The sequence below is a fragment of the Streptomyces sp. NPDC002825 genome, assembly GCF_040295385.1.
Classification (GTDB): Bacteria; Actinomycetota; Actinomycetes; order Streptomycetales; family Streptomycetaceae; genus Streptomyces.
Genome location: NZ_JBEOVH010000027.1, coordinates 51,186 through 77,711 on the forward strand (window position 1 = coordinate 51,186; position 26,526 = coordinate 77,711).

General features: G+C 72.0%; 25 protein-coding genes and 1 pseudogene. 4 read left to right on the forward strand and 22 right to left on the reverse strand.

The genetic code is table 11. From position 1 onward, the window contains the following. Positions 1-17: 17 nt before the first annotated feature. The 15 genes from dprA to ABT041_RS28715 form a co-directional block, all read right to left on the reverse strand. Positions 18-1,187 (reverse strand): DNA-processing protein DprA, encoded by a 1,170-nt coding sequence (dprA, locus tag ABT041_RS28645; protein WP_351189641.1) that lies wholly within the window; start codon positions 1,185-1,187, stop codon positions 18-20. Beyond that, positions 1,184-2,797: a YifB family Mg chelatase-like AAA ATPase gene (locus tag ABT041_RS28650; protein WP_351189644.1), complete on the reverse strand. Its 1,614-nt coding sequence runs from the start codon at positions 2,795-2,797 to the stop codon at positions 1,184-1,186. The genes dprA and ABT041_RS28650 overlap by 4 nt, the downstream gene beginning before the upstream one ends. Then, entirely contained in the window at positions 2,797-3,162 is a 366-nt protein-coding gene (locus tag ABT041_RS28655; RefSeq protein ID WP_351189647.1) for a YraN family protein, read from the reverse strand. The genes ABT041_RS28650 and ABT041_RS28655 overlap by 1 nt, the downstream gene beginning before the upstream one ends. 122 nt (positions 3,163-3,284) lie before the next feature. Continuing rightward, the gene (locus ABT041_RS28660; RefSeq protein ID WP_005311352.1) at positions 3,285-3,593 is read right to left on the reverse strand and encodes a DUF2469 domain-containing protein; all 309 of its coding nucleotides are present in this window, start codon (positions 3,591-3,593) and stop codon (positions 3,285-3,287) included. 55 nt (positions 3,594-3,648) lie between these two features. Continuing rightward, a complete protein-coding gene (locus tag ABT041_RS28665) occupies positions 3,649-4,164 on the reverse strand; it encodes an NUDIX hydrolase (protein WP_351189650.1) in 516 nt (171 codons plus the stop codon). Then, positions 4,161-4,928, reverse strand: a complete 768-nt coding sequence (gene lepB, locus ABT041_RS28670) for a signal peptidase I (RefSeq protein ID WP_351189653.1) — start codon at positions 4,926-4,928, stop codon at positions 4,161-4,163. The genes ABT041_RS28665 and lepB (ABT041_RS28670) overlap by 4 nt, the downstream gene beginning before the upstream one ends. A 74-nt stretch (positions 4,929-5,002) precedes the next feature. Beyond that, positions 5,003-5,932 (reverse strand): signal peptidase I, encoded by a 930-nt coding sequence (lepB, locus tag ABT041_RS28675; protein WP_351189823.1) that lies wholly within the window; start codon positions 5,930-5,932, stop codon positions 5,003-5,005. Beyond that, a complete protein-coding gene (gene lepB, locus ABT041_RS28680) occupies positions 5,901-6,881 on the reverse strand; it encodes a signal peptidase I (RefSeq protein ID WP_351189656.1) in 981 nt (326 codons plus the stop codon). Before lepB (ABT041_RS28680) ends, lepB (ABT041_RS28675) begins: the two co-directional genes overlap by 32 nt. Further along, positions 6,874-7,665, reverse strand: a complete 792-nt coding sequence (lepB, locus tag ABT041_RS28685) for a signal peptidase I (RefSeq protein ID WP_351189659.1) — start codon at positions 7,663-7,665, stop codon at positions 6,874-6,876. Before lepB (ABT041_RS28685) ends, lepB (ABT041_RS28680) begins: the two co-directional genes overlap by 8 nt. A 69-nt stretch (positions 7,666-7,734) precedes the next feature. Beyond that, the gene (rplS, locus tag ABT041_RS28690; protein WP_015036473.1) at positions 7,735-8,085 is read right to left on the reverse strand and encodes a 50S ribosomal protein L19; all 351 of its coding nucleotides are present in this window, start codon (positions 8,083-8,085) and stop codon (positions 7,735-7,737) included. Positions 8,086-8,212: 127 nt separating this feature from the next. Beyond that, positions 8,213-9,034, reverse strand: coding sequence for a tRNA (guanosine(37)-N1)-methyltransferase TrmD (gene trmD / locus ABT041_RS28695; RefSeq protein ID WP_041131460.1), 822 nt, complete (start codon positions 9,032-9,034; stop codon positions 8,213-8,215). Then, on the reverse strand, positions 9,031-9,612 hold the full coding sequence (gene rimM, locus ABT041_RS28700; protein WP_351189664.1) for a ribosome maturation factor RimM: 582 nt from the start codon (positions 9,610-9,612) through the stop codon (positions 9,031-9,033). Before rimM ends, trmD begins: the two co-directional genes overlap by 4 nt. A gap of 109 nt (positions 9,613-9,721) precedes the next feature. Further along, positions 9,722-9,961, reverse strand: a complete 240-nt coding sequence (locus ABT041_RS28705) for an RNA-binding protein (RefSeq protein WP_020868149.1) — start codon at positions 9,959-9,961, stop codon at positions 9,722-9,724. A 2-nt stretch (positions 9,962-9,963) separates the two neighbouring features. Further along, positions 9,964-10,407, reverse strand: a complete 444-nt coding sequence (gene rpsP, locus ABT041_RS28710; RefSeq protein WP_015036470.1) for a 30S ribosomal protein S16 — start codon at positions 10,405-10,407, stop codon at positions 9,964-9,966. A gap of 154 nt (positions 10,408-10,561) precedes the next feature. Beyond that, positions 10,562-11,155: a hypothetical protein gene (locus ABT041_RS28715; RefSeq protein WP_030690647.1), complete on the reverse strand. Its 594-nt coding sequence runs from the start codon at positions 11,153-11,155 to the stop codon at positions 10,562-10,564. A gap of 377 nt (positions 11,156-11,532) precedes the next feature. Here ABT041_RS28715 and ABT041_RS28720 point away from each other — a divergent pair, with 377 nt between their 5' ends. Then, positions 11,533-12,258 (forward strand): methyltransferase domain-containing protein, encoded by a 726-nt coding sequence (locus ABT041_RS28720; protein ID WP_351189669.1) that lies wholly within the window; start codon positions 11,533-11,535, stop codon positions 12,256-12,258. Positions 12,259-12,298: 40 nt separating this feature from the next. Here the strand turns inward: ABT041_RS28720 and ftsH are convergent, their stop codons facing one another. The 6 genes from ftsH to nsdA all read right to left on the reverse strand — a co-directional run bounded on the left by ftsH (position 12,299) and on the right by nsdA (position 22,070). Continuing rightward, complete coding sequence (gene ftsH, locus ABT041_RS28725; protein WP_351189672.1) at positions 12,299-14,218, reverse strand: ATP-dependent zinc metalloprotease FtsH; 1,920 nt, start codon at positions 14,216-14,218, stop codon at positions 12,299-12,301. Positions 14,219-14,359: 141 nt separating this feature from the next. After that, positions 14,360-15,913, reverse strand: a complete 1,554-nt coding sequence (gene ffh / locus ABT041_RS28730) for a signal recognition particle protein (protein ID WP_351189674.1) — start codon at positions 15,911-15,913, stop codon at positions 14,360-14,362. A gap of 212 nt (positions 15,914-16,125) precedes the next feature. Beyond that, positions 16,126-18,573, reverse strand: a complete 2,448-nt coding sequence (locus tag ABT041_RS28735; RefSeq protein WP_351189677.1) for a [protein-PII] uridylyltransferase — start codon at positions 18,571-18,573, stop codon at positions 16,126-16,128. A 20-nt stretch (positions 18,574-18,593) separates the two neighbouring features. Further along, complete coding sequence (locus ABT041_RS28740) at positions 18,594-18,932, reverse strand: P-II family nitrogen regulator (RefSeq protein WP_015036464.1); 339 nt, start codon at positions 18,930-18,932, stop codon at positions 18,594-18,596. Continuing rightward, entirely contained in the window at positions 18,929-20,275 is a 1,347-nt protein-coding gene (locus tag ABT041_RS28745) for an ammonium transporter (RefSeq protein WP_351189680.1), read from the reverse strand. Before ABT041_RS28745 ends, ABT041_RS28740 begins: the two co-directional genes overlap by 4 nt. 319 nt (positions 20,276-20,594) lie before the next feature. Continuing rightward, positions 20,595-22,070, reverse strand: coding sequence for a transcriptional repressor NsdA (nsdA, locus tag ABT041_RS28750; RefSeq protein WP_351189683.1), 1,476 nt, complete (start codon positions 22,068-22,070; stop codon positions 20,595-20,597). Positions 22,071-22,494: 424 nt separating this feature from the next. Here nsdA and ABT041_RS28755 point away from each other — a divergent pair, with 424 nt between their 5' ends. Next, the gene (locus ABT041_RS28755; protein WP_351189686.1) at positions 22,495-23,148 is read left to right on the forward strand and encodes a bifunctional DNA primase/polymerase; all 654 of its coding nucleotides are present in this window, start codon (positions 22,495-22,497) and stop codon (positions 23,146-23,148) included. A 63-nt stretch (positions 23,149-23,211) separates the two neighbouring features. On the opposite strand, the gene ftsY is transcribed toward ABT041_RS28755, so the two are convergent. Then, positions 23,212-24,417, reverse strand: coding sequence for a signal recognition particle-docking protein FtsY (ftsY, locus tag ABT041_RS28760; RefSeq protein WP_351189688.1), 1,206 nt, complete (start codon positions 24,415-24,417; stop codon positions 23,212-23,214). Between the two features lie 85 nt (positions 24,418-24,502). On the opposite strand from ftsY, the pseudogene ABT041_RS28765 reads away from it, so the two are divergent. Then, positions 24,503-25,345: pseudogene (locus ABT041_RS28765) on the forward strand (RNA-guided endonuclease InsQ/TnpB family protein); the annotation flags it as partial. Between the two features lie 202 nt (positions 25,346-25,547). Then, positions 25,548-26,519: an LLM class flavin-dependent oxidoreductase gene (locus tag ABT041_RS28770; RefSeq protein ID WP_351189690.1), complete on the forward strand. Its 972-nt coding sequence runs from the start codon at positions 25,548-25,550 to the stop codon at positions 26,517-26,519. Positions 26,520-26,526 lie beyond the last annotated feature (7 nt).

A 26,526-nucleotide genomic window follows, 5' to 3' on the forward strand; every position in this document is an offset into this window, starting at 1 on the left:
CACTCGAATGCGCCAGGTCAAGTACCGCCTCGCCGCGCGTTCGACGCTTCTGTCGCGCTGTTCGTCAACTGCCAGCCTTCGCCGCGCCGTTCGAGGAAGCCGAGGGAGTGGAGTTCGTACAGCTTGGCGAGGGTGTCGTCGGGGGTGGCGCCGGCCCGGCGGGCGATGACGGTGGTGGGGGTGGGACCTCGGGCGGGGACCGCTTCGAGGACGTGCGCGGCAGCGGGGGCGAGGAGGTCGCGGGGCAGGACGGGTCCCCGGCGCGCCGGGGCGAGCTGCCCGATGTCCCCGACGAGTTCGATGATCTCGTCCGTGTCGGTGACGAGGGTGGCGTCGCCGCGCAGGAGTTCATGGACGCCCGCGGAGAGTGCGCTGGTGACGGGGCCGGGGACGCCCATGGTGTGGCGGCCGAGGCGGGCGGCGGCGCGGGCGGTGACGAGAGAGCCGCTGCGGTGCTGGGCCTCCACGACGACGGTCCCCCGGGTGAGGGCGGCGATGACGCGGTTGCGGAGGATGAAGCGGCTCGGCGTGGGGTGGCTGTCTGGTGGCAACTCCCCGACGACGAGGCCCTGTTCCGCGATGCGTCGGATGAGCCGGTCGTGCCCGCGGGGGTAGGGGGTGTCGACGCCGCAGGCGAGGACGGCGACGGTGGCGCCGCCCGCGGCGAGGGCGCCCCGGTGGGCGGCGCCGTCGATGCCGTAGGCGGCTCCGGAGACGACGACCCAGCCCTGCCGGCTGAGCCCGGCGGCGAGGTCGGCGGCGGTGTGGGCGCCGTACGGGGTGCAGGCGCGGGCGCCGACGAGGGCGACGGAGCGCAGGGCCCAGGTGCGCAGGTCCGCCGGGCCGCGGATCCAGAGGCCGATGGGGCGGGCGTCGCCGAGGTCGTCGAGTTGACGTGGCCATTCGGTGTCGCCGGGGACGAGGAAGCGCCCGCCGAGCGCGTGCACGGCGTCGAGGTCGTGGTCGGGGCGGGCGGCTGTGGCGCGTTGTCGCCAGGAGGTGAGGCGTTTGGCTCCGGTGCCGGGGAAGGGCGCGGGGTCGTCGCCGGTGCGGAGGAGGTGTTCGAGGAAACCGGTGGCGCCGTACTGGCGGAGCCAGCGCCCGGCGTGTTCGTCGCCGGGTTCGACCGCGCGGCTGAGGGTCGCGCGGGCGAGGCGCTCCTCCGAGGGGGCGGCTTTGATGGTCATGCGGGCTCCCCCGCTCCTACGGGCACGCCGCGGGCTACGCCGGTGCGCAGTTCGAGGGCGAGGGCGATGTCCTGGCTGTCGGGCCGGTCGTGGCCGTTCAGGTCGGCGACGGTCCAGGCGACGCGGAGGACGCGGTCGAGGCCCCGGGCGGTGAGCAGTCCCCGTTCGACGTCGCGTTCGGCGGTGGCGAGGGCGCCGGGTGCGGCGAGGTAGCGGGTGCGGAGCTCGTGTCCGGGGATCTCGCTGTTCACCCTCCAGGGGGTGTCGGCGAGACGCGCGGCGGCCCTGGCCCGGGCTTCGCGGACGCGGGCGGCGACGGTGGCGGTGGTCTCGCCGCGGCCGCCGCGTCCGAGGAGGTCGTCGCGGGTGACGGGTTCGACCTCGACGCGCAGGTCGACGCGGTCGAGCAGGGGTCCGGAGAGTCGGGACTGATAGCGGCGGACGACGGAGGCGGGGCATTCGCAGCCCGCGCCGTAGAGGGTGTGCCGCCCGCAGGGGCAGGGGTTGGCGGCGAGGGCGAGGAGGAAACGGGCGGGGAGGCGGACGACTCCGGCGGCGCGGGCGATGACGACGTGCCCGGATTCGAGGGGCTGCCGGAGGGCGTCGAGGGCCTTGCCGGAGAACTCGGGGGCTTCGTCGAGAAAAAGCACACCGCGGTGGGCGAGGGAGACGGCGCCGGGCCTGGGAAGGCCGTTCCCGCCGCCGACGAGGGACTGCATGGTGGCGGAGTGGTGGGGCGCACAGTAGGGCGCGCGGCGGACGAGGGGTTCGCCGGGCGGCAGGATGCCGGCGACGGAGTGGACGGCGGTGACCTCCAGGGATTCCTGTCGGCCGAGGGGCGGCAGGATCCCGGGGAGCCGCTCGGCCAGCATGGTCTTTCCCGCGCCGGGCGGGCCGGAGAGCAGCAGGTGGTGGCTGCCGGCGGCGGCGATCTCCAGGGCGCGGCGGGCCCGGTGCTGGCCGGCAACGTCGGCGAGGTCGGGCCCTTCGCCGGGCTCGGCGGTGAGTCCGGTGCCGATGCCGGCGCCGGGGACGAGGAGTCCGGCGAGCATGGAGTCGGGCCTGCCCTCCCCGTCGGCCTCCTCGTCGGGGACGGGTTCGTCGGTGAGGACGGCGATCAGCTGGCGGAGGCTGCGGACGCCGAGGACGGAGACCCCGGGGACCAGCGAGGCCTCGCCCGCGGTCTGTTCGGGGACGACGACCTGGCTGTATCCGGCGTCGGCGGCGGCGAGGACGGCGGGCAGCACGCCGCGGACGGGCCGGACGCGCCCGTCGAGGCCGAGTTCGCCGATGAGGACGAGGTCGGCGATGGCCCGCGGATCGATCCGCTCGGCGGCGCCGAGCACGGCCGCGGCCACGGCGAGGTCGAAGCCCGAGCCGCCCTTCGGGACGGATGCCGGGCTGAGGCCGACGGTCAGCTTCTTCTGGGGCCATTCGGCGCCGGAGTTGACGACGGCGGCGCGGACCCGGTCACGGCTCTCGCTGAGGCTCTTGTCGGGGAGGCCGACGAGGGTGAAGGCGGCGACGCCGGGTTCGAGGTCGGCCTGGACCTCGACGACGACGCCTTCGACGCCGACGAGGGCGACGGAGCAGGTGCGGGCGAATCCCATCACGCCACCCCCTGGGCGTGGGTGAGGACGGGGGCGCCCTTGCGGGGCAGGACGATGCCGACGAGGTCGATGCGGACGCCGCCGGCGGGGGCCGGGGTGTCGTGGTGGTCGAGCCAGCAGGCGGCGAGGCGGCGGAGCCGCTCGGCCTTGCGGGGCGTGACGGCGGCCATCGGGTGTTCGTAGGCGGCGTCGCGCCGGGTCTTGACCTCGCAGATGACGAGGGTGTCGCCGTCGCGGGCGACGATGTCGATCTCGCCGGTCCGGCCGCAGCGCCAGTTGCGGGCGAGGATGTGCATGCCGGTCGCGGTGAGCCGGCGGGTCGCCAGCTCCTCCCCGTACCGTCCGAGGGCTTGGGTCCTGTTCATGCGGTACCACCTCCGTCACCGACTGTGACGGAGTGCGGAGGGCCGCGTGCGGCGCTGTGGACGGCGGGGAGGCTGTGGAAAACGGCCTCACCCCTGGGGGTGAGGCCGCCCTGTGGAGAGGGTCAGCTGCCGGGAAGTTCGAGGTCGCTCTTGTTGAGCTCCTCGATGTTCACGTCCTTGAAGGTCAGCACGCGGACCTGCTTCACGAACCTGGCGGGTCTGTACATGTCCCAGACCCAGGCGTCGGCCATGCTGACCTCGAAGAAGACCTCGCCCTGGACCGAGTGCACCTGCATCTCGTAGTCGTTGGTGAGGTAGAAGCGCCGCTCGGTCTCGATCACGTATTTGAACAACCCGACGACGTCGCGGTACTCCCGGTAGAGCTTCAGCTCCATCTCGGTCTCGTACTTCTCGAGGTCCTCGGCGCTCATGGCATGTTCCCCTTCAGCCGTGCGTCCCCCTATTGTGCGCCAGTCGTACGCGCCCCTAAACGATTTCAGGGGCGAGAACCACCGGTGCACTCGGAGGTCCCTCGTCGAGCAGCGTGCGCAGCAGCTCGGCGAGTCTGGTCGGGTACACCGTCTCACGCGCCGCCGACAGTTCGGCGGAGGTCCACCATCTCAGGCCCGCGAGACTGCGGGACTCCAGTTCCGTGAGGGCCCGCGGCCGGGGCGCGGCCCCGGTGGCGCGGGTGCGGGCCAGGTAGTACCACTCGTCCTGGTCCCAGCGGCGCCCGTCGAAGGGGAAGGAGCAGTACCGCTTCCAGAGCACCGGGCCGAGGTCGACCTCGGTGATGCCGGTCTCCTCCGCGAGTTCGCGCAGGGCGGCCTCCTCCCGGGTCTCGTCGCCCTCCAGGCCGCCGCCCGGGGTGAACCACCAGGTGTCGTCCGGGTCGTCGGGCTCGTGGCCGTGCAGGAGGAGGATGCGGTCGTCGGGGTCGAGCAGGACGACCCGAGCGACCTGCCGCGCGACGGGCCCGGCGCCCGGAGCCGTGTCCGTCATGCCCCCACCTTCTCCCGTGCGCCGGGCCTCGGCCCCCCGGACCGGCTGCGGCCCAGGCGGGCGGCCACCGGACCGTACGCGGCCCCGGCGAGGATCAGCACGGTGCCGGCGGTGATCGCCGCGAGGAGCGTCTTGAACGGGCCCGGTCGCGAGATGCCGCCCGGGAGACCCGCGAAGCCCTCGGCGGGCTCCAGGAGGCCCTTGGCGGGCCAGACGACGGCGTCCACCCTGCCGACGACCGTGGAGCGGGGCACGGAGCCCTGTCCGGCCTCCTCCAGGTGCGTACGGGAGTCGAGCGAGGTGTGCCGGTCGTCTCCGAGCAGGAAGAGGTTGTCCCGGGGGACGGTCACCGAGAACTCCTGGCCCGAGGCGATCGTCCGGCCGCCGGGTCCGGGCCGCAGGTACGGCTCGTCGACGGGCTTGCCGTTCACGGTGAGCCGCCCGTCGCGGTCGCAGCAGGCGACGGTGTCGCCGCCGACGGCGGCGACCCGCTTCACCATGGGCGAGGAGCCCCAGACCGGGTCGATGAAGACGACGACGTCACCGCGCCGCACCTCGTCGCCGTCGATCCGCTGGGCGAGGATCTTGGATCCGACGTCGAGGGTGGGGGTCATGGAGTCGGTGGGGACGGTGTACGGCTGGTAGAGGACGGCCCCCCAGACGAATCCGCCGAGGAAGAGCACACAGCCGACGGCCACGGCCAGCCCCGACAGCACGCTGCCGAGGCGGCCGCGGCCGCCCTTGGTCCGTATGGTTCCGCTCATGTGCGCACCCCGTAGGTCTGTCGGCGGACCGTAGCCCTGTCGACGGTCCGGGACGGCACCCTACCCGCGGGTCGCTACTCGGCGGTATGCCGTGCGGCCTGCTTCTTCCGGCGCCACAGCACGAGCGGGAGCGCTCCGGCGAGACCGGCCGCGCCGAGCGGGGCGGCGCCGAGGGCCTTGTTGAGGGCCGGCTGGTCGAAGACGTCCGGCACGGGGAGCGTGGCCCAGCGGGTGACCGGCCAGGCGATCACGACGGCGCGGCCCACGACCTCGTCGTTGGAGACGGTGCCGCCGCCGGGGAGCTGCTGGTGGAAGCGGGAGTCCAGGGAGTTCTGCCGGTTGTCGCCCATGACCCAGATGCGGTCCTTGGGGACCTTGATCGGGCCGAAGGAGTCCTGGCAGGGCACCGCGCCGGGAGCGAGGTACGCGCTCTCGTCGAGCGCGACGCCGTTGAGGACGACCTTGCCGCCCTCCTTGCAGGAGACGGTGTCACCGCCGACGGCGATGACGCGCTTGATGAGGTCCTTCTCCTCGGCGGAGGGCATGAGGCCGATGAAGCTGAGGAACTTCTGCACGACGTTCGGCTTGGGCGCCTCCTGGCCCTCGAGCCAGCCGCCCGGGTCGTGGAAGACGACGACCTCGCCGCGCTCGGGCTCGGAGCCGAACCAGGGGGTCAGTTTGTCGACGAGGACGCGGTCGCCCTTCTGGAGGGTGTTCATCATCGATTCCGAGGGAATCGAGAACGCCTGCACCAGGAAGGTCTTGATCAGCAGGGCGAGCACCAGCGCGATGCCGACGAGGAGGGGCAGTTCCTTCCAGAAGGAACGCTGCTTCTTCGGGCCCTTGCCGGACCCGTCCGCCGCTCCGTCGTCGCCCGGCGTACCGCCGCCCGGCGGCTGCGCCTGCTCGTCACCCGTCACGTCGCCACCCGTCGTGTCTTCGCGGAAGGCCCCGTCGGCCCTCTTGTCCGGCTCATCGTGTCCGGATCGTGCGCCGACGGCCAAATCCCCCACATCCACTCCTCAGTCCGTGCGAACGCCCGCCCCGGGTCAGGGACAGGCCCACCACTCCCATAACGAGCAGAAGTTCCGCAGGGGTCGGGAGCCCGGGCAATCCGTTCAGATTCCGCTGGGACACACTATGCGACAGATCGGATGCGGTCTCGGAACTCGGACGGGCGTCCGGTACGGCGGAGAAGGTCTCCCGCTCCTCCAGACCGCGCCAGTGCCCGAAGGGCCAGGCGATCACCACCGCGCGCCCGACGACCTGCTCCTCGGAGACCGTGCCGTGGCCCTCCTCCTGGAGGTGGAAGCGGGAGTCGGCCGAGTCGGAGCGGTGGTCGCCGAGGACGAAGATGCGGCCCTGCGGGACCTTCACCTCGAAGGGGATCTTGGACGGCGGATTCCCGGGATGCAGGTACGGCTCGTCCAGCGGTACGCCGTTGACGGTGATCCGCCCGTCCGTGCCGCAGCAGCGGACGGTGTCGCCGCCGACCGCGATCACCCGCTTGATGAGGTCGCGGTCGTCGGCCGAGGGCAGCAGCCCGATGAAGGTCAGGGCCTGCTTGGCCTGCTTGACGCCGATCGGGTCGTCGGCGGGCGGCTCGGCCTCCTGCTGGAGCCAGCTGCCGGGGTCCTTGAAGACGACGACGTCGCCGCGCTGCGGTCGGGCGCCGAACCAGGGCGTGAGCTTGTCGACGAGGACCCGGTCGTCGATGCGGATCGTCTGCTCCATGGAGCCGGAGGGGATGACGAAGGCCTGGACGAGGAAGGTCTTGAGGACGAGTGCGATGAGCACGGCCACGGTGATCAGGACCGGGATCTCCCGGATCGCAGAGCGCTGCCGGCGCCGTTTGACCTTGCGGGCCAGCCTGCGGCGCTCGGCCCGGCCCGGCAGGGCGGCGGGCGCCTGGTCGGTCCCGGCGGAGGAGCGGCCACGGCCGCGGCTACCCATGGGCTCCCGCTCCGTGTCCGCCGGCCGGCGGGGAGGGTACGGCTCCGAAGGCGTCGGTGCCGGGCACGGTGGACCAGCGGCCGAAGGGCCAGGCGATCCAGTCGGCGCGGCCGACGACCTTGTCGACCGGGACCATGCCGCCGCCGGGCTCGCCCAGGTGGTCGCGGGAGTCGCTGGACTGGCTGCGGTGGTCGCCCATGACCCAGAGCCGGTCCTGCGGGACGACGATGTCGAAGGGCACGCTGGAGGGCCGGTCGCCGAGCATCACGTACCGCTCCTGCACGGGGACGCCGTTGACGGTGATCCGGCCGTCCTTGTCGCAGCAGACGACCCGGTCTCCGCCGACGCCGACGACCCGCTTCACGAAGTCGGTCTCGTCGGGTTCGGCGAGCCCGAGGGCGGCCGCCCCGTCGTGCAGCAGCCCGGTGACCGGATTGCCCTGCGGCTCTTCCCGTACGAAGGAACCGGTGCCGTCGAAGACGACGACGTCACCCCGGGCCGGCTCGCTGCCGAAACGGTACGCCAGCTTGTTCACGAGGATCCGGTCGCCGACCTGGAGGGTCGGCTCCATGGAGCCGCTGGGGATCAGGAACGGCTGGATCACGAAGTGGCTCAGGAGCAGCAGGAAGGCCACGCAGGCGCCGCCCACGAGGGCGGTGCGCCGCCAGGAGGGGCTGCGGCCGGAGTCGTCGGAAACGCGCGCGGAGCGCGACCCTTCCTCCGGACCGGAAGAATCCGTGTCGGAAGAGGGGTCGCGCTCCGTGTGCTGTGCTTCGGTGTCCATCGCTGGCAGAGCCTATCCGGCCTGTCTGTGCGAGGAGTCGGAAGCGGTGAGCGTGCCGGGAGCCGAGGCTCAGCGGTCGCGCTTCTCCTTGATCTTGGCAGCCTTGCCGCGCAGCTCACGCAGGTAGTAGAGCTTGGCGCGACGGACGTCACCGCGGGTCACGAGCTCGATCTTCTCGAAGATCGGGGAGTTCACCGGGAAGGTGCGCTCGACGCCGACGGAGAACGAGACCTTGCGGACCGTGAAGGTCTCGGAGACGCCCGAGCCCTGACGGCGGATGACGACACCCTTGAACTGCTGGATGCGGGAGCGGTTGCCCTCGATGACGCGGACGTGCACGTTGACGGTGTCGCCCGGGCGGAAGGCGGGGAGGTCGGAGCGGAGCGAACCCGCGTTGACCTGGTCGAGCAGGGAGGCCATGGAGGTCTCTTTCCTCGCTGATGCCACAGGTCATCAGCGGTACGTTCGAATGATTCGGAGCGTCGTCCGTTTCTGGCGGCGTCGTTCCCCCTGTGGCAGGGGCGCGCGCCGGACGGACGACAGCGGCCTATTCTTCCACGCCCTCGACCCTGCGCCAAAATCGGCCGCCGGGCTCGGGCGCCCACCCCAGCATGGAGAGGATCTCCCGGTCCTTCTTGTCGAAGGCGGAGGGGTCGCAGCGCTCGATGAGGTCGGGCCGGTTGGCGACCGTACGACGGAAGGCCTCGTCGCGCCGCCAGCGGGCGATCTTGCCGTGGTGACCGCTGAGGAGGACGTCGGGGATGCCCCGGCCGCGCCACTCGGGGGGCTTGGTGTAGACGGGCCCCTCCAGGAGGTTGGCCATGGCGCCAGGGGCGAAGGAGTCGTCCCGGTGCGACTCGGCGTTGCCGAGGACGCCGGGCAGCAGCCGGGCGACGGCCTCGGTGACGACGAGGACGGCCGCTTCGCCGCCGGCGAGGACGTAGTCGCCGATGGAGACCTCGTAGACCGGCATCCGGGTGGCGTACTCGTCCATGACGCGGCGGTCGATGCCCTCGTAGCGGGCCGGCGTGAAGATCAGCCAGGGCCGCTCGGAGAGCTCGACGGCGAGCTCCTGGGTGAAGGGGCGGCCGCTGGGGGTCGGGACGACGAGGACCGGGCCGTGCGCGCCGGCCTCGTAGCCGTCGGCGAGCGTCTGGTCGAGCGCGTCGCCCCAGGGCTCGGTCTTCATGACCATGCCGGGGCCGCCGCCGTAGGGGGTGTCGTCGACCGTGTTGTGCCGGTCGTACGTCCAGTCGCGCAGGTGGTGCACATGGACGTCCAGCTGTCCGCGCGCGCGTGCCTTGCCGACGAGGGAGACGTTCAGCGGTTCGAGGTACTCGGGGAAGATCGTGACGACGTCGAGCCTCATGCCGACTCCTCGCCGGACTTCTCGCCGGACTCCATGTCGCCGTCGTCGCGGGAGGAGACGATCTCGGCACGGTCGTCGATCAGGCCGGGCGGCGGGTCGATCACGGCCCGCTGCTCCTCCAGGTCGATCTCGGTGACGATCTCTCCGACGAACGGGATCATCAGCTCGGTGCCGTCGGGGCGCTCGACGATGAAGAGGTCCTGGGACGGCAGGTGCGAGATCTCGGTGATCACGCCGATCTCGGTGCCGTCGGCGAGGACGACGTCGAGGTCGATCAGCTGGTGGTCGTAGTACTCGTCCTCCTCCTCGGGCATCTCCGTGGGGTCGACCTCGGCGATGAGAAGGATGTTGCGCAGGGCCTCGGCGGCGGTGCGGTCGCGGACGCCCTCGAAACGCAGCAGAAGCCGGCCGCTGTGGACGCGGCCGCTCTCGATGGTCAGCGGCCCGGCGGAGGCCGGGTCGGTGAGCAGCACGGCACCGGGGCCGAGCCTCAGCTCGGGCTCGTCCGTCCGCACCTCGACGGTGACCTCGCCCTTGATGCCGTGGGCGCGGCCGACCCGCGCGACTACCAACTGCACTGCTCCACACTCTCCTGTCACACAGCTCGTACGTACGACAACGGGCCGGGGTGGGCTCTTCAGCCCTCCCCGGCCCGTGCCGGCACAACTAGTTATGCCGCCGACCTGCTCAGCGGACCTGGTCCACGTCGACGAGGTCGACGCGGATCCCCCGGCCGCCGATGGCACCCACGACGGTGCGCAGCGCACGCGCGGTGCGGCCGTTGCGGCCGATCACCTTGCCGAGGTCGTCGGGGTGGACCCGGACCTCCAGCACGCGGCCCCGGCGCAGGTTGCGCGAGGCGACCTGCACCTCGTCGGGGTTGTCGACGATGCCCTTCACGAGGTGCTCGAGAGCCTCCTCGAGCATGATCAGGCCTCGGTCGACTCGGTGGACGCGGCCTCGGCCTCGTCCGCCTTCTTGTCGGCCTTCTTGGCCTTCGGGGTGATGGCCTCACCCTTGTCGTCGCCGCCCTCGAGGGTCTTCGCGAACTCGTCGAACGAGGCGCGCTTCGCCTCCTTCGTGGCGGGGACGAGCAGAGCCTTCTCGGGGGCCGGCAGACCCTTGTGCTTCTGCCAGTCGCCGGTGAGCTTCAGGATGGCGAGGACCGGCTCGGTCGGCTGGGCGCCGACGGACAGCCAGTACTGCGCACGCTCGGAGTCGACCTCGATACGCGACGGGTTGTACGTCGGGTGGTAGAGGCCGATCTCCTCGATCGCGCGACCGTCACGACGGGTGCGCGAGTCGGCGACGACGATGCGGTAGTGCGGCTGGCGGATCTTACCGAGGCGCTTGAGCTTGATCTTGACTGCCACTGGAGTGGTGTCTCCTGGTCTTGACGTGGTTGGGCACTTGAGATGCCACGTGGGGTTGCGGTACTCGGATGCCCGATGGACGCGTCAGCCGGAGGAGAGAGGGGTCCTGTGCGACTGTCGAGTACAGCTAGCCATTGTGCCACACGCCGCCGACTCAGTTGGCGGCGCCCACTGTCTCGGGGATGCGGAAGGGCTTGCCGCAACCGCCGCAGACGATCGGGGCCTGGGCCAGCACGGACGGCACCACGCGCACGTTCCGCCCGCAGTCGCAGACGGCCTTGACGCGCACGCCGCCGCCCGAGGAGCCGTGCCGGGCGGCCGGTCCGCGGAAGGAGCGCTTGGTGTCGGCGGCCGTGGCGACCGTGTGCGCCTTGAGGGCGCGCTGGAGCCGCTCGATGGTGGGCCGGTACCGGCGCCTGGCCTCGGGGTTGAGCGTGACCAGGGAGAAGCCGCTGCTGGCGTGCGGCTCCTCGGGATGGTCGAGGCCCATCTCCTCGGCGATCGCCAGGAATCTGCGGTTGTGGTAGCGGCCGGCGCGGGAGGTGTCGCGGACACCTCGGGCGGCGGCGATGCCGTGGACTGCCTCGTGGAGCAGTCGCTCGAAGGAGAGCTCGGCGCCGCAGGCGGACGAGGACTCTCCGATCAGGGACTCGGGCGCGGCAAGATCGGGCAGCTCGGGGTGGTGCCGCTGAATGTCGGCCCACGCCTGTGCCAGCTCTGCGGCGAGAACAGGGGGTGTCGTGCTCACGTCGCGTACAACGAGCCGGAGTGCCCCCGGGTTCCATTCCGGGGCATCCCAAATATTTTGCACGTACCCGTCAGTTGCCCTTGATGTGTGCCGACGCGGGGCCAGTGCCCCGATCTGCGGAGGAAGTCACGCAGAGAACGTCAAGTCGGCGTCTAGTGGCGCATACGCCCCGGCGCGCGGTCAGCGTGCGCGCGCCCCCTCGGGGCCGCAGCGGCCCGGGGAAGTGTTGCGAGGACATTACCGGGTCCGAGCGCAAGGCGGCGCACCGCCCCTCCCCCGGGTGAATCGGTCCGGCGCGAGCACTGGACGCGGCCGGGGAAGCGCAGTTCCCTGACTACGGGGGGCTGTCGTCCGAGCACGGATTGGGGCGCTTTTCCATGACACCTACGCTCGTCCCGCACCACCCCGCGCGCGATTGGGCCGAGATCCAGGAACGGATGCTGGTCCCGCTCTACGAGGCGGTGTACGCCCGCCTCGGCGTGGGCGCGGGCACCCGGCTGCTCGGTCTGGGCTGCGGCTCCGGCCTGGCCCTCCTGATGGCCGCGGCGCGCGGCGCGCGGGTGGCCGGCGCGGACCGGGACCACGCGCGCGTGGAGCTGGCCAGGGAGCGGTTGCCGGAGGGCGTCACGGTCACCGAGGAGCCGCCGGAGTCTGTCACGTACGACGTGATCACGGCCTTCCACGCGACGGACGGGACGCTCCCCGAACTCCGGACTCTCACCCGTTCGGCCCAATCGGGCACGACGGTCGTGCTCGCCGGGTGGGGCCCGGCGGAGCGGTGCGCCACGGAGCCGGTGCTGCGGGTCGCGGCCCGGCTCGCGGACCGCGGGCCCGCGCTGGGCCCCGACCTGGACGCGCTGGTGACCGGGGCGGGCCTGCGGCCGGCCGGCTCGGGCCGGGTGGCCTGCCCCTTCGGGTACGCGGACGCGGGCAGCTCGGTGCGCGGGCTGCTGTCGACGGGCGTCTTCGACGAGGCGGTGCGGGCGACGGAGCCCGCGCAGGTGGAGAAGGAGATCGAGGAGGCCCTCGCCCCGTACGTCCGCGCGGACGGGACGGTGTGGATGCCGAACGTCTTCCGGTACGTGGTGGGCCGGGTGGCATAGGCCCTTCGGGGCCCTCGGCCTCAGCCCCTCCGGGGGACCCTCAGTCCTGCTTCTTCAGGCGCGGGACGCCCGCCGCCCGGTAGGCCGCGTCCTCCTCCAGGGTCTCGTTGGCGAGGAGGGCCTCGGCCAAGGCGTCCAGCCGGCCCCGGTTCTCGCGGAGCTGCCGTACAGCGCTCTCGTAGCACTCGTCGACGATCCGCCGCATCTCCTCGTCGACGGTGTCGAGCGTCGCGGGCGCGGCCGAGAGCCCGTACGCCTGCTGGGCGTCGCTCGGGATGGCGGTCAGCCGGCCGACGCGCTCGCTCATGCCCCAGCGGCCCGCCATGCCACGGGCGATGTTGGTGACCTGTTCGAGGTCGCTCTCGGCGCCGGTGGTGATGACGCCGAAGACGACCTGCTCGGCCGCCATCCCGCCGAGGGCCCCGATGATCCGGCCCCGCAGGTAGTCCTCGGTGTAGGCGTACTTGTCGGCGTCGGGGGTCGACAGGGTGACGCCGAGCGCCCGGCCGCGCGGCACGATGGTGATCTTGCGGACCGGGTCGGCGCCCGGCTGGAGCATGCCGAGCAGGGCGTGACCGCTCTCGTGGTACGCGGTCCGTCGCCGCTCCTCCAGGGGCATCACGAGCGGCCGTTCGGCGCCGAGCTGGACCTTCTCCAGGGCGTCGGACAGATCGGACTGGGTGACGGCCCGCTGCTGGCGCTTGACGGCGAGGAGGGCGGCCTCGTTGGCGAGGTTGGCGAGCTCGGCGCCCGTCATGCCGGGGGTGGTCCGGGCCACGTGCTCCAGGTCGACGTCGTGGGCGAGCGGGATCTCCCGGGTGTGGATCTTCAGGATGGCCTCGCGGCCGCCCCGGTCCGGCGGGTTGACGTGGACGATCCGGTCGAAGCGGCCGGGCCGGGTGAGGGCGGGGTCGAGCACGTCGGCGCGGTTGGTGGCGGCGAGGACGATGACGCCCTCGGAGCCGCTGAAGCCGTCCATCTCGGTGAGGATCTGGTTGAGGGTCTGCTCGCGCTCGTCGTGCCCGCCCATCCCGGAGCCGCCGCCGCGGGCCCGGCCGATGGTGTCGATCTCGTCGATGAAGATGATCGCGGGGGCGACCTTGCGGGCCTCGGCGAACAGCTCGCGGACCCGGGAGGCGCCGACGCCGACGATCATCTCGATGAACTCGGATGCGGAGGCCGAGAAGAACGGCACGCCCGCCTCACCGGCGACGGCCCGGGCGAGCAGGGTCTTGCCGGTGCCGGGCGGGCCCGCGAGGAGCACGCCGCGGGGCATCTTGGCGCCCATCTCGCGGTAGGCCTGCGGGTTCTTCAGGAAGTCGACGACGTCGTTGAGCTCCCCCTCGACCTCGTCGATGCCGGCGACGTCCTGGAAGGTGGTGCGCTTGCCGCCCTCCAGCTCGACCGGTTTCGGCGGCTGCTTGCGGCCGAGCATGCCGCCCGCGCCGCCCATGCCCGCGCTCATCCGGCGGGCGATGAACACCCACAGCACGACGAGCAGCAGCATGGGCGCCAGCGAGATCAGGAGGTTGGCGAGGAAGCTGCGCTCCTTGACGACGGGCTCGGCCGTGACGACCACGTTCTGCTTGGTCAGCTGTGCCCACAGGTCGTCGTCGGCGAAGGCGGGCCGCTGGGTCCGGAACTTGGTGTAGTCGCCGTCGCCGCCCGGGACGGGCTGCTTGTTCTTCAGCTGCCCCTGGATCGCGTCGCCCTTGGAGTAGATCTTGGTGACGTTCCCGGCGGCGACCTGCTTGTCGAACTCCGTGTACGAGATCGTCGGCCCGTCGCTCTCGTTGAAGAACGACAGCACGATGTTGGCGATCAGGTAGACGACGAGCGCCGTGAGGATGAGGCTGCCCCAGCTACCCGGCATCCGCCTCTTCGGCGGCGGGGGCGGTGGGGCCCCTTCCGAGCGCCAGGGCTGGTCGGTCCGGTCGCGCGGGGGTACGGGGTTGGCCACGTGGCTCTCCTCGGGGCGGCAGTGGCCCCAGTATCGAAGAGCAGGAGAAACCGGGCATCGCGGGCGGTCCGGAGGGATGAAAAGGGGCCCGGAGCGGTTTCGCACCGCCCCGGGCCCCTCACACGAGCTCGATCGGCCCGATCAGCCCATGAACTTCTTGAACTCCTCCGGGAGCTCGAAGTCCTTCGGGGTCTGCCCCGCCGCCGGGAGACCGAAGGCGCCACCGGCCTGCGCCTGCTCGCGGCGCTCGGCCGCGGCCTGCTCCTCGGCCTTCCGCTTCATCGGGTTGCCGCTCTTGCGCTTGCCCTTGGCCTGCTTGACCTGCTTCTTCTGCCGGCCGGGGCCGCCGCCCATGCCCGGGATGCCCGGCATCCCCGGCATGCCGCCGCCCTGGGCCATGCGGGACATCATCTTGCGGGCCTCGAAGAACCGCTCGACCAGGCCCTTGACCGCGCTGACCTCGACGCCGGAGCCCTTGGCGATACGGGCGCGGCGGGAGCCGTTGATGATGGTCGGGTCCTGGCGCTCGGCCGGGGTCATCGACTTGATGATGGCGGCCGTACGGTCGACATCGCGCTCGTCGATGTTGGCGATCTGCTCCTTCATCTGGCCCATGCCGGGCAGCATCCCGAGCAGCTTCGAGATGGAGCCCATCTTGCGGACCTGCTCCATCTGGGCCAGGAAGTCGTCGAGCGTGAAGCCCTCGCCCTTCTTCGAGGCGAGCTTCGAGGCCATCTTGGCGGCCTCTTCCTCGTCGAAGGTCTGCTGCGCCTTCTCGATGAGGGAGAGCATGTCGCCCATGCCGAGGATGCGGGACGCCATGCGGTCCGGGTGGAACGCGTCGAAGTCGTCCAGCTTCTCGCCGTTGGAGGCGAACATGATCTGCTTGCCGGTGACGTGCGCGATGGAGAGCGCGGCACCACCGCGGGCGTCGCCGTCGAGCTTGGAGAGCACGACGCCGTCGAAGCCGACGCCGTCGCGGAAGGCCTCGGCGGTGTTGACCGCGTCCTGACCGATCATGGCGTCGACGACGAAGAGGACCTCGTCGGGGCTGACGGCGTCGCGGATGTCCGCGGCCTGCTGCATCAGCTCCTGGTCGATGCCGAGGCGGCCGGCGGTGTCGACGATGACGACGTCGTAGAGCTTGGTCCGCGCGTACTCGACGGAGTCCTTGGCGACCTGGACCGGGTCGCCGACGCCGTTGCCAGGCTGCGGGCCGTAGAAGGCCACGCCCGCGCGGTCGGCGACGACGGAGAGCTGGTTGACGGCGTTGGGGCGCTGGAGGTCACAGGCGACGAGCAGCGGCGAGTGGCCCTGGCCCTTCAGCCAGACACCCAGCTTTCCGGCGAGGGTGGTCTTACCGGCACCCTGGAGACCGGCGAGCATGATCACGGTCGGCGCGGTCTTGGCGAACCGCAGACGACGGGTCTCGCCACCGAGGATGCTGATGAGCTCCTCGTTGACGATCTTGATGACCTGCTGCGAGGGGTTCAGGGCCTTGGAGACCTCGGCGCCGAGCGCCCTCTCCTTGACGTTCTTGATGAACGCGCGAACGACCGGCAGGGCGACATCGGCCTCAAGGAGGGCGATACGGATTTCCCGGGCCGCACTGTCGATGTCCTGCTCGGAGAGGCGGCCTTTGCCCCGGAGGGACTTGAAAGTCGCGCTGAGGCGGTCGGAAAGCGTATCGAACACGGTGGTCGCGATCCTCGGGTCGGGGCGGATGGTCGCCACCCAGGGTATCCGGCCCCAGGACACGACCGCCCTTGCCGGTCGAATTGGACCGGCAAGGGCGGGCCGCAGATGTGGGGAGCACACGGCCTCGGGCAGGCGACCGTTGCCGGGGAGTGGACCATCCCCGCTCGCGCAGGGAGCACTCCGTGCTCAACGACGGTGTCGCCCCGAGGTCACCGCAGCGCCTCCTCCAGCGCCCGGGCCAGGTCGATCGCCTCCTCGTCCGGGAGGAGGGAGCCGTCCGGGCGGGTCACGTACAGGGTGTCGACCGCGTTGGCGCCGAGCGTGGAGACATGGGCGCTGCGGACCCGTACCGCCGCGCCCTCCAGGGCCCGGCCGATGCGGTGGAGCAGGCCGGGGGCGTCCTGGGCACGGACCTCGATGACGGTGGCGAGGCGGGAGTCGGCGGCGGCGACGGTGACGCGGGGCGGCGGGGCGGTGAGGCCCCGGCGGCGCGGGTAGGCGGCCTCGCGTTCGGCGAGCCGCGCGGGGATGTCGAGGGAGCCGTCCAGGGCGCGGACGAGGTCGGCACGGAGCCGGGCGGCCTCGGGCAGGGAACCGTACTCGGCGGCGACGCGCCAGTCGAGGACGAGGACGGAGCCGGAGCCGAGGCCGCTGGGGAGCTCGACGGCGCGGAGGTCGGCGGCGCGGACGGTGAGCCGGTGGAGGGCGAGGACACCGGCGGCTGCGGGGAGGACACCGGGCCGGTCGGGCAGGGCGATGAGGAGTTCGACGCCGACGGGCTCGGGCTCCTCGGGTTCCGCGACGACCGGTTCGGTACGGAGGGAGAGGACGGGTTCGCCGGTGCGCAGGGCCTCGATCGCGAGCCGTTCCTGCTCGGCGCTGGGCGCGGCGGCCTCGGGATCGGGCAGGGGTGCGCCCGCGAGGACCCCGGCGACCCGTTTGACCAGGTCGGCGACGAGGGAGGCGCGCCAGGAGGACCAGGCGGCGGGCCCGGTGGCGAGGGCGTCGGCCTCGGTGAGGGCGTGCAGGAGCTCCAGGGTGCCGAGGGTGCCGACGGCGGTGGCGACGGCCTTGACGGTGGCGGGGTCGTCGAGGTCGCGCCGGGTGGCGGTCTCGACGAGGAGCAGGTGGTGGCGGACGACGGTGGCGATGACGGCGGTGTCGGTGCGGTCGAAGCCGATGCGGGCGGCGAGGTCGCGGGCGATGGTCTCGCCGGCGACGGAGTGGTCACCCGGCCAGCCCTTGCCGATGTCGTGGAGGAGGGCGGCGACGAGGAGGAGGTCGGGGCGGCCGACCCGGCGGGTGAGCGAGGAGGCGCGCACGGCGGTCTCGACGAGGTGCCGGTCGACGGTCCAGGTGTGGACGGGGTTGCGCTGGGGCCGGCAGCGGACGCGCTCCCAGTCGGGCAGGAGCTGGGTGATGAGCCCTTCGGCCTCCAGGGCCTCCCAGACGGGGACGGTGGCCTCGCCGGCGCCGAGGAGGGTGACGAGCTCCTCGCGCGCCTCGGCGGGCCAGGGCACGGGCAGCGGCTTGGCGGCGGCCGCGAGGCGGCGTACGGCGTGCAGGGAGATCGGCAGGGCGGACTGCGCGGCCGCGGCGGCGGCCCGCAGGGGCAGCGCGGGGTCGCGTTCGGGCCGGGCGCTGCGGGCGAGGACGACCTCGCCGTCCATCTCGACGACGCCCTCAGCGAGCGGGGTGCGCTCGACGGGGGGCTTCGTGCCGCCGTTCCGGCTGAGGAGGGTGCGGAGCCGGGCCGGGCGGGCGGAGCGGGCCTTGAGGACGCGGTTGACCTCGCGCCAGGTGACGTCGGTGGCGTACGAGATGGTCCGGGCGGCCTCGTACACCTCGCGGAGCAGGGTGTCGGCGTCGAGGAGGCCGAGTTCGGCGGCGACGGCGTCCTGTTCCTGGAGGGCGAGCCGGTCGGTGGCGCGGCCGGTGGCGAGGTGGAGGGCGTCGCGGGCGTCGAGGAGGCGGCGGCGGGCGGTGTCGAGTCCTTCGCGGGGGGCGTCGGCGACCCAGGAGGCGGCGACGGCGCGCAGCACCTGGGCGTCGCGCAGGCCTCCCCTGGCCTCCTTGAGGTCGGGTTCGAGGAGGTACTGCAGCTCCCCCACGCGTTCGGCGCGCTCACGGCAGAGGGCGTCGAGTTCGGGGAGGCGCTTGGGGGCCTGGTTGCGCCAGTCGGCGAGGACGGTGGTGCGCAGGGCGGCGACGAGTCCGGCGTCTCCGGCGAGGGTCCGGGCGTCGAGGAGGCCGAGGTGGGCCTTGAGGTCCTCGGCGGCGGTGGAGCGGGCCTCTGCGGGGGTGCGGACGGAGTGGTCCAGGGCGAGTCCGAGGTCCCAGACCGGGTACCAGATGCGGTCGGCGAGGGCGGCGACGGCGGCCTTGTCGGCGGTGCCGTCGTGGAGCAGGACGAGGTCGAGGTCGCTGCGCGGGGAGAGTTCGGCGCGCCCGTAGCCGCCCACGGCGACGAGGGCGGTGCCGCGGGGCGGGGCGGCGGCCGCGAACAGCCCGGCCAGCCAGTCGTCGGTGAGCCGGGCGAGGGCGGCACGGCGCGGCGGCCCGGGCCGCTCCTTCCCCTGGAGGAGGAGCAGCCGGGCCGCCGCGTAACCGCCGGGTCCCGAATCTTCGGTCTTCTCGCTGACTTCGATGCTCGTCACCCGGCGGCTCCTTCGTGTGCTTACAGTGCGTCCGGACCGCGCTCGCCGGTGCGGACCCGTACGGCGGTCTCGACCGGCACGCTCCACACCTTGCCGTCTCCGATCTTGCCGGTTCGGGCGGCCTTCACGACGACGTCGATGAGCTGTTCGGCATCCTCGTCCTCGACGAGGACCTCGATGCGGATCTTGGGGACGAGGTCGACGGTGTACTCGGCGCCCCGGTAGACCTCGGTGTGGCCGCGCTGGCGGCCGTAGCCGCTGGCCTCGGTGACCGTGAGGCCGTGGACCCCGAAGGCCTGGAGGGCCTCCTTGATCTCGTCGAGCCGGTGCGGCTTCACGACCGCGGTGATGAGCTTCATGCGTCCACCTTCTTGTTCTCGCTCAGGACGGGCGTGGCCACGGAGGTGCTGCGTCCCGTGGTACCGCCGCCGGCTCCGCTGAAGTCGTACGCGGTCTCGGCGTGCTCGACCTGGTCGATGCCGGAGACCTCGTCGTCCTCGCTGACCCGCATCCCCATCGTCTTGTCGATGATCAGGGCGAGGACCGCGGAGGCGATCAGGGAGTAGGCGAGGACGGCGAAGACGCCGACGGCCTGCTTGCCGAGCTGCTCCAGGCCGCCGCCGTAGAAGAGGCCCTTGGCCTCGGACTGGACGCCGCCGGTGGCGAAGAGGCCGACGAGGAGGGAGCCCACGACACCGCCGACGAGGTGGACGCCGACGACGTCGAGGGAGTCGTCGTAGCCGAACTTGTACTTGAGTCCGACGGCCATGGCGCAGAGGAGACCGGCGATGGCGCCGATGGCGATCGCGCCGAGCGGGGAGCAGGAGCCGCCGGAGGGGGTGATGGCGACGAGGCCGGCGACCGCGCCGGAGGCGGCGCCGAGGGTGGTGAAGGAGCCGTGGCGGAGCTTCTCGTACGCGAGCCAGGCGAGCATGGCGGCGGCGGTCGCGACCTGGGTGTTGACGAACATCACGGCACCGACGCCGTCGTCGTTGCCGAGCCAGGAGCCGGCGTTGAAGCCGAACCAGCCGAACCAGAGGAGACCGGCGCCGAGCATGACCAGCGGGAGGCTGTGCGGGCGCATCGGGTCCTTCTTGAAGCCGACCCGCTTGCCGATGACGAGGATGACGCCGAGGGCCGCCGCACCGGCGTTGATGTGGACGGCGGTGCCGCCGGCGAAGTCGATGACGCCCATCTCGAAGAGCCAGCCGCCCGCGCCCCAGACCCAGTGGGCGACGGGGAAGTAGACGATCGTGACCCAGAGCGTGATGAAGAGCGCCCAGGCGGTGAACTTGACGCGGTCGGCGAGGGCGCCGCTGATGAGCGCGGGGGTGATGATCGCGAACATCAGCTGGAAGACGGCGAAGACGTACACCGGGATGGTGTAGCCGTCCCAGAGCTCGGTGATGCCGATGCCGCTGAGGCCGACGTAGTCGGAGGACCAGCCGATGATCGAGCCGGAGTCGGTGCCGAAGGCGAGGCTGAAGCCGAAGAGCACCCAGAGGATCGTGACGATCCCGAGGCTGATGAAGCTCATCATCAGCATGTTGAGGGTGGACTTGACGCGGACCATGCCTCCGTAGAAGAAGGCGAGCGCCGGGGTCATCAGCATGACCAGGGCGGAGCAGATGAGCATGAACCCGGTGTTGGCGGCAGACAGCTCGGGGGCGTCTGCGGCCAGGGTCGTGATGGCTGGTGCCATCGGCGTCTCCTCGTCGTCGAATGCGGCCGTGCGGGGCGGGGCCGGGGAGCGTCCGGCCTCGGGGGTGGCCGGTTATGGGCCAGAGATTCGCGCAGCGCGGTTTCCGCCGATGCCGCTCGATGTTTCGCGGCCGTGACGAAGGGATCGGGCGTGTTACGCCTCCGTGAACGCCGGAGCGGCGCCTGTTCGGGCGCAAAAAAGGGGCCCGGCCGCGTCGGGCGTCCGTGTGACCTTGCGGCGGGGGAGCCGAGTCGGGCTTTACGGGACGCCCGGCGCGACCGGGGTCTGGTGCGGGCCCTCGGAACGGGGCCCGGGAGGGTCAGACCGCTTCGGCGGCCTCGGGCAGGAGCTGGGTGAGCCGGTCGGTGAGCTGGACGACCTCGGCGACGTCGCTGTAGTTGCGGGCGGCGTGGTCGACGGTCTTGCGGAGCCGGGTGTTCACCCGCTCGGAGCGGATGCTGCGGGCGACCCCGAGGGCCTTCTCGGCGAGGACCACGGACTGCTCGGGCTCGCGCTTGAGGAGGTGGACGGTGGCCATGCCGATCAGGTTCAGCGCGTACGACCGCTGGTGGTCGGGGTCCTTCTCGAAGAGCTCGACGGCCCGCTCCATGACGGGCTCGGCCAGCGAGGCGTACGTCGGGGAGCGGCCGGCGACATAGGCCAGGTCGCGGTAGGAGTGGGAGTTCTCGCCGTTGAGCTCGGCCTCGGAGAAGAAGCCGATCCAGTCGGGCTCGGGCTCGCCGTCGAGGCCGACGTCGGCGAAGGTGTCCTCGGCCATCCGGACGGCCCGCTTGCACTTGGAGGGCTGCCCCATGTTGGCGTAGGCGCGGGCCTCCATCGCATACAGCATGGCCTGGGTGCGGGCGGTGGCGCAGTCTCGACTGCCGTACTGGGCGAGGTGGATGAGTTCGAGGGCGTCGTCGGGCCGGCCGAGGTGGATCATCTGGCGGCTCATCGAGGAGAGGATGTACGAGCCGAGGGGCTTGTCGCCGGCCTCCTTGGCGGCGTGCAGGGCCAGCACGAAGTACTTCTGGGCGGTGGGCTGGAGGCCGACGTCGTAGCTCATCCAGCCGGCCAGCTCGGCGAGTTCGGCGGCGCAGGTGAAGAGGCGCTTGGCGGTGGCGGCCGGCTGGGACTCCTGGAGGAGGTCGGTGACCTCGTGGAGCTGCCCGACGACGGCCTTGCGGCGCAGTCCGCCGCCGCACTGGGCGTCCCACTTGCGGAACATGGCGGTGGTGGACTCCAGGAGGTCGAGCTCGACCTCGGAGAGCCGGTTGGGGCGGCGGGCGTCGACGATCGGCTCGGGGCGCTCGACGTCGCCGACCGGGGTGGGGACGAGCCAGCGCTGCATCGGTTCGATGAGGGCGGGCCCCGCGGCGAGCGAGAGCGAGGAGCCGAGGAAGCCCCGGCGGGCGAGCATGAGGTCGCTGCGGGAGAACTCGCTCAGCAGGGCGACGGTCTGCGGACCCGCCCAGGGGAGGTCGACGCCGGAGACCGAGGGCGACTGGTGGGCGGTGCGCAGCCCGAGGTCCTCGATGGCGACGACGGAGCCGAAGCGCTCGGAGAACAGCTCGGAGAGGATCCGCGGGATCGGTTCGCGGGGCTGCTCGCCGTCGAGCCAGCGGCGCACGCGCGAGGTGTCCGTGGAGATGTGGTGCGCGCCCATCTGGCGTGCCCTGCGGTTCACCTGGCGTGCCAGTTCGCCCTTCGACCAGCCGCTGCGCACGAACCACGAGCCCAGCTGCTCGTTCGGGCGCTTGCCGGCAGTCGTACCGTCTGCGCCGTTGCCGCTCACTGGAACGCCCCCATCCACCTGATGACCTGTCGTCCGAACCCCTATCAGAATGCCGTCTCTCGCGGCACCCGTCCGACGTTCGCACTCCTTCGAACTGGAAACCGGGTTGCCTCCGGCATACCCACGCGTGCAGCGACCCCGAGGTTCGAGTACCGAAAGTAATCCTACGATCACCCCTCCACGAGGGCGATTCAAGAAACGCCACCATTCGCCACCCCTTCGAATGAACTCGCCACGCGTGGAACGCGATTCACTTGACATGCGACGAACCGGAGTCGGCGGACGGATGCGCGGAGAGGCGCGTGTCGCGGTCCGCACCACCCCTCCCACGACCGCGCGCCACCCTCGGCGACGGACCGTGACGAAGGGTGACGACGGTGCTCCGGGTCGTAACCACCGGCGCGCTCGACCCGTTGGAGGGGGCATGGGTTTCACGATCGGCGGCATTCGTGAGATGCGGTCCGGCGCACGCCGCCGCGTACGCACCACGGAGTGCACAGCGGTGGCCGAGTACACGGGGCTTTGGGGCTGGGACGTCGTCCCCGGCGCGCGGGCCGTCTCCGGCCAGTGCTCCTGCGGCGATCCGGCCTGCGCGGCCCCCGGCGCGCACCCCCTCTCCTTCGCGGAACCGGTCCCGGCGGGCGCCGGCCTCGACGACGCCGTGAAGGCCTGGTCCGAGTACCCGGGCGCGGCGCTGCTCCTCCCGGTCGGCCGCGCCTTCGACGTGATCGAGGTCGCCGAGGCCGCGGGCCGGCGGGCGCTGGTGCGCCTGGAGCGCATGGGGCTTCCGCTCGGCCCGGTGTGCGCGACCCCGACCGGCCGGGCGCGGTTCTTCGTGGCCCCGGGCGCGGCGGCCGAGCTGCCGCAGCTGCTGTACCGGATGGGCTGGGACGACGCCGATCTGGACCTGCACTGTCTGGGCCCCGGCGCCCACATCACCGCTCCCCCGTCGGACCTGGGCGGGCTCGGGCCGGTGCGCTGGCTGCGGCCCCCGACGCTCGACACGGCGGGCGCGCCGCCGCAGGCCCGGCTGCTGCTCGGCACGCTGGCGTACATCTGCCACCGGACGCACTTCTAGAGATACGTGAGGGCCCCCGCCACCTGGTGGCGGGGGCCCTCACGCGTGCGCGTGGACCGCGGGTCAGTCGCCGATCAGGGCGTCGACGAAGGCGCCCGGCTCGAAGGGCGCCAGGTCGTCCGGGCCCTCGCCCAGGCCGACCAGCTTGACCGGGACGCCCAGCTCGCGCTGGACGGCGACGACGATGCCGCCCTTGGCGGTGCCGTCGAGCTTGGTCAGGACGATGCCGGTGATGTCGACGACCTCGGCGAAGACACGGGCCTGGATCAGACCGTTCTGGCCGGTGGTGGCGTCGAGGACGAGGAGGATCTCGTCGAGCGGGCCGTGCTTCTCGACGACGCGCTTGACCTTGCCGAGCTCGTCCATGAGGCCGGTCTTGGTGTGGAGCCGGCCGGCGGTGTCGATCAGGACGACGTCGGCCTTCTCGGCGATGCCCTCCTTGACCGCGTCGAAGGCGATCGACGCCGGGTCGCCGCCCTCCGGTCCGCGCACGGTCCGTGCGCCGACGCGCTCGCCCCAGGTCTGGAGCTGGTCGGCGGCGGCGGCACGGAAGGTGTCGGCGGCGCCGAGCACGACGGACTTGCCGTCGGCGACCAGGACACGGGCCAGCTTGCCCGTGGTGGTGGTCTTGCCGGTGCCGTTGACGCCGACGACCATGACCACGCCCGGGGTGTCCTCGGGGCTCTCGGTCTTCACGGAGCGGTCGAAGTCGCCGAGGAGCGTGAGGAGCTCCTCGCGGAGCAGGCCGCGCAGCTCGTCCGGGGTGCGGGTGCCGAGCACCTTGACCCGCTCGCGCAGCCGGTCGACGAGCTCCTGGGTGGGGGCGACGCCGACGTCGGCGGTGAGGAGCGTCTCCTCGATCTCCTCCCAGGTGTCCTCGTCGAGGTGCTCGCGGGACAGGAGCGTCAGCAGCCCCTTGCCGAGCGAGTTCTGGGAGCGGGCGAGCCGGGCCCGGAGCCGCACGAGGCGGCCGGCGGTGGGCTCGGGGACCTCGATCTCGGGAGCGGCGGGCTCCTCGACCGCGACCGGGGCCTCGGGGGCCGCCTCGGTGGGGAGTTCGACCTCCTCGACCGTGCGGCGTGGTTCCTCCCGCGGTGTCTCCGCCTCCTCGCCGACGTGCGGTTCGGCGGGCGGAGCGGTGATGGTCGGCGTGGTGGACGGCGGCTCGGCCGGCGGCAGCTGCTTCTTCTTGCGACCGCTGATCACGAGCCCGCTCGTCACGGCCGCCACGACGACCAGAGCGATGACTACAGCAAGGATGAGTTCCATAACCCGTCCAGTATGGCGCGACCTCCCCCGCGTCCCATCGCTTCCCGTGCGGAGGCGCGCCCCCGCACGTCGCGCTGACCATCCATCGCCGTTCCGGTTCCGGAACGGCCGGCTCATGCTGGCCAAGATGTCCGAACCACTTGACATCGCGTGATCCCGGCCCCTTCCAGCCGATGCGGAGCCGTCGACGGTGACCGTCTCGCAGGATGCGGCGGGACGCTGGTTCGTCTCGATGCTGTGCGAGGACCCCAGCGTGGAACCGCTCCCCGTCACCGACACGGCCGTCGGTATCGACGTGGGCCTGGACCACCTCCTGACCCTCTCGACGGGGGAGAAGATCGCCAACCCCCGGCATGAACGTCGCGACCGTGCCGCTCTGGCCAAGGCACAACGGAGCCTTGCCCGCAAGGCTCCGGGTGATGGTGCCAACCGCCGAAAGGCCCGGCGGAAGGTCGCGAAGATCCACGCCCGCATCGCCGACCGGCGGCGCGACGGGCTGCACAAGCTGACCACTCGACTCGTTCGTGAGAACCAAACGATCGTGATCGAGGACCTGAGCGTGCGCAACATGGTCAAGAACCGGAGCCTGGCCCGCGCCATCAGCGATGCCGCGTGGAGCGTCTTCCGGGGCATGCTGGAGTACAAGGCCGCCTGGTACGGGCGGGAAGTGATCGCGGTCGACCGCTTCTTCCCCTCCTCCGAGCTGTGCTCCACCTGCGGCAAGCTCGCCAAGAGCATGCCGCTGCACGTCCGCACCTGGACGTGTGAGGGCTGCGGCACGACCCACGACCGGGACGTGAGCGCGGCGAAGAACCTCAAGGCCGCCGGGCTGGCGGTGTCGGTCTGTGGAGCCGGCGTAAGACCCCAACGGAGAACTCCGGGCGGGCAGGCGGCGACGAAGCAGAAAACCCCACGGCGCGAGCCGTAGGAATCCCCTCTTTCGGGAGGGGAGGAAGTCAACTCCTTCCTGACGCTGCCGCGATCGTGGTCGCGGGCGTGCTGTACGCCGTGCTGCCGCGCACCGCGGAGAAGGCGGCGGAACCTGTCGCCGAGGTCCGCGAGACCGTTTTCATCTGACGCTCCGTCAGCTACTGTCCCCCTTCCGCGCACCTGCGAAGGGGGACTTTCCCATGCCGTTCAGCGTCGTACGGTTCAACCTCGTCGATCCCCGTGCGACCCCGGACTCCCTCTCGGAGCGCTACCGGGCCGCGCTCGCCATGGCCGCGTACGCCGACGAGCACGGGGTCGACACCGTGCAGACCGAGGAGCACCACGGGGTCGAGAACAACTGGCTGCCCTCCCCCTTCGCCTTCGCCGGCGCGGTCTTCGGCGCGACGCGCAGGATCGCGGTCACGGTCTCGGCGATCATCGGCCCGCTGCACGATCCGCTGCGCCTGGCGGAGGACATCGCGGTCCTCGACCTGCTGAGCGGGGGCCGTCTGGTGACGGTGGCGGGGATCGGCTACCGGCCGGAGGAGTACGAGGAGCGCGGGGTCGACTGGGGGCGGCGGGGCAGCCTCCAGGACCTGCTCCTGGAGACCCTTCTCACGGCCTGGACCGGTGAGCCGTTCACGTACCAGGGCCGTACGGTACGGGTCACCCCGCGGCCGTTCACCCGGCCGCATCCGATGCTGCTGGTCGGGGGGTCCTCGCGGGCGGCGGCGCGGCGGGCGGCCCGGCTGGGGCTGCCGTTCTTCCCGAGCGCGCACCTGCCGGAGCTCGAGACGTACTACCGGGAGCGATGCGCGGAGTACGGCACGGAGGGCTGGACGATGATGCCGGCGAAGGAGACCCCGCTGCTGCATCTGTCGGAGGATCCGGACCGGACCTGGGCGGAGTGCGGGGAGCACTTCCTGCACGAGGCGCGGACGTACGCCTCCTGGCAGTCGAAGGACATCCGCTCGGCGGTGCGGTCGGCGGCGACGACGGTGCCGGAGCTGCGGGCGGAGGGGGTGTACCGGGTGGTGACGCCGGACGAGTGCCTGGCGCTCGGCCTGGAGAGTCTCGTCCTGCATCCGCTGTGCGGCGGGATGCCGGTCGAGGAGGGGTGGCGGAGCCTGCGGCTGTTCTGCGACGGCGTGCTGCCCCGGCTCGGGGCGTGAGGCCTCG

What these genes read in the sequence shown, in the direction of transcription:
- rplS (WP_015036473.1), bottom strand. Translation starts at nt 8,085, where the DNA reads ATGGCCTCCCTGCTCGACCAGGTCAACGCGGGTTCGCTCCGCTCCGAC.
- ABT041_RS28745 (WP_351189680.1), bottom strand. Translation starts at nt 20,275, where the DNA reads ATGGCACCAGCCATCACGACCCTGGCCGCAGACGCCCCCGAGCTGTCT.
- ABT041_RS28655 (WP_351189647.1), bottom strand. Translation starts at nt 3,162, where the DNA reads ATGAACAGGACCCAAGCCCTCGGACGGTACGGGGAGGAGCTGGCGACC.
- trmD (WP_041131460.1), bottom strand. Translation starts at nt 9,034, where the DNA reads ATGAGGCTCGACGTCGTCACGATCTTCCCCGAGTACCTCGAACCGCTG.
- ABT041_RS28740 (WP_015036464.1), bottom strand. Translation starts at nt 18,932, where the DNA reads ATGAAGCTCATCACCGCGGTCGTGAAGCCGCACCGGCTCGACGAGATC.
- ABT041_RS28705 (WP_020868149.1), bottom strand. Translation starts at nt 9,961, where the DNA reads ATGCTCGAGGAGGCTCTCGAGCACCTCGTGAAGGGCATCGTCGACAAC.
- ABT041_RS28770 (WP_351189690.1), top strand. Translation starts at nt 25,548, where the DNA reads ATGCCGTTCAGCGTCGTACGGTTCAACCTCGTCGATCCCCGTGCGACC.
- dprA (WP_351189641.1), bottom strand. Translation starts at nt 1,187, where the DNA reads ATGACCATCAAAGCCGCCCCCTCGGAGGAGCGCCTCGCCCGCGCGACC.
- ABT041_RS28650 (WP_351189644.1), bottom strand. Translation starts at nt 2,797, where the DNA reads ATGGGATTCGCCCGCACCTGCTCCGTCGCCCTCGTCGGCGTCGAAGGC.
- lepB (WP_351189659.1), bottom strand. Translation starts at nt 7,665, where the DNA reads ATGGACACCGAAGCACAGCACACGGAGCGCGACCCCTCTTCCGACACG.
- lepB (WP_351189656.1), bottom strand. Translation starts at nt 6,881, where the DNA reads ATGGGTAGCCGCGGCCGTGGCCGCTCCTCCGCCGGGACCGACCAGGCG.
- lepB (WP_351189653.1), bottom strand. Translation starts at nt 4,928, where the DNA reads ATGAGCGGAACCATACGGACCAAGGGCGGCCGCGGCCGCCTCGGCAGC.
- ABT041_RS28665 (WP_351189650.1), bottom strand. Translation starts at nt 4,164, where the DNA reads ATGACGGACACGGCTCCGGGCGCCGGGCCCGTCGCGCGGCAGGTCGCT.
- ABT041_RS28720 (WP_351189669.1), top strand. Translation starts at nt 11,533, where the DNA reads ATGACACCTACGCTCGTCCCGCACCACCCCGCGCGCGATTGGGCCGAG.
- ABT041_RS28755 (WP_351189686.1), top strand. Translation starts at nt 22,495, where the DNA reads ATGGGTTTCACGATCGGCGGCATTCGTGAGATGCGGTCCGGCGCACGC.
- ABT041_RS28660 (WP_005311352.1), bottom strand. Translation starts at nt 3,593, where the DNA reads ATGAGCGCCGAGGACCTCGAGAAGTACGAGACCGAGATGGAGCTGAAG.
- ftsY (WP_351189688.1), bottom strand. Translation starts at nt 24,417, where the DNA reads ATGGAACTCATCCTTGCTGTAGTCATCGCTCTGGTCGTCGTGGCGGCC.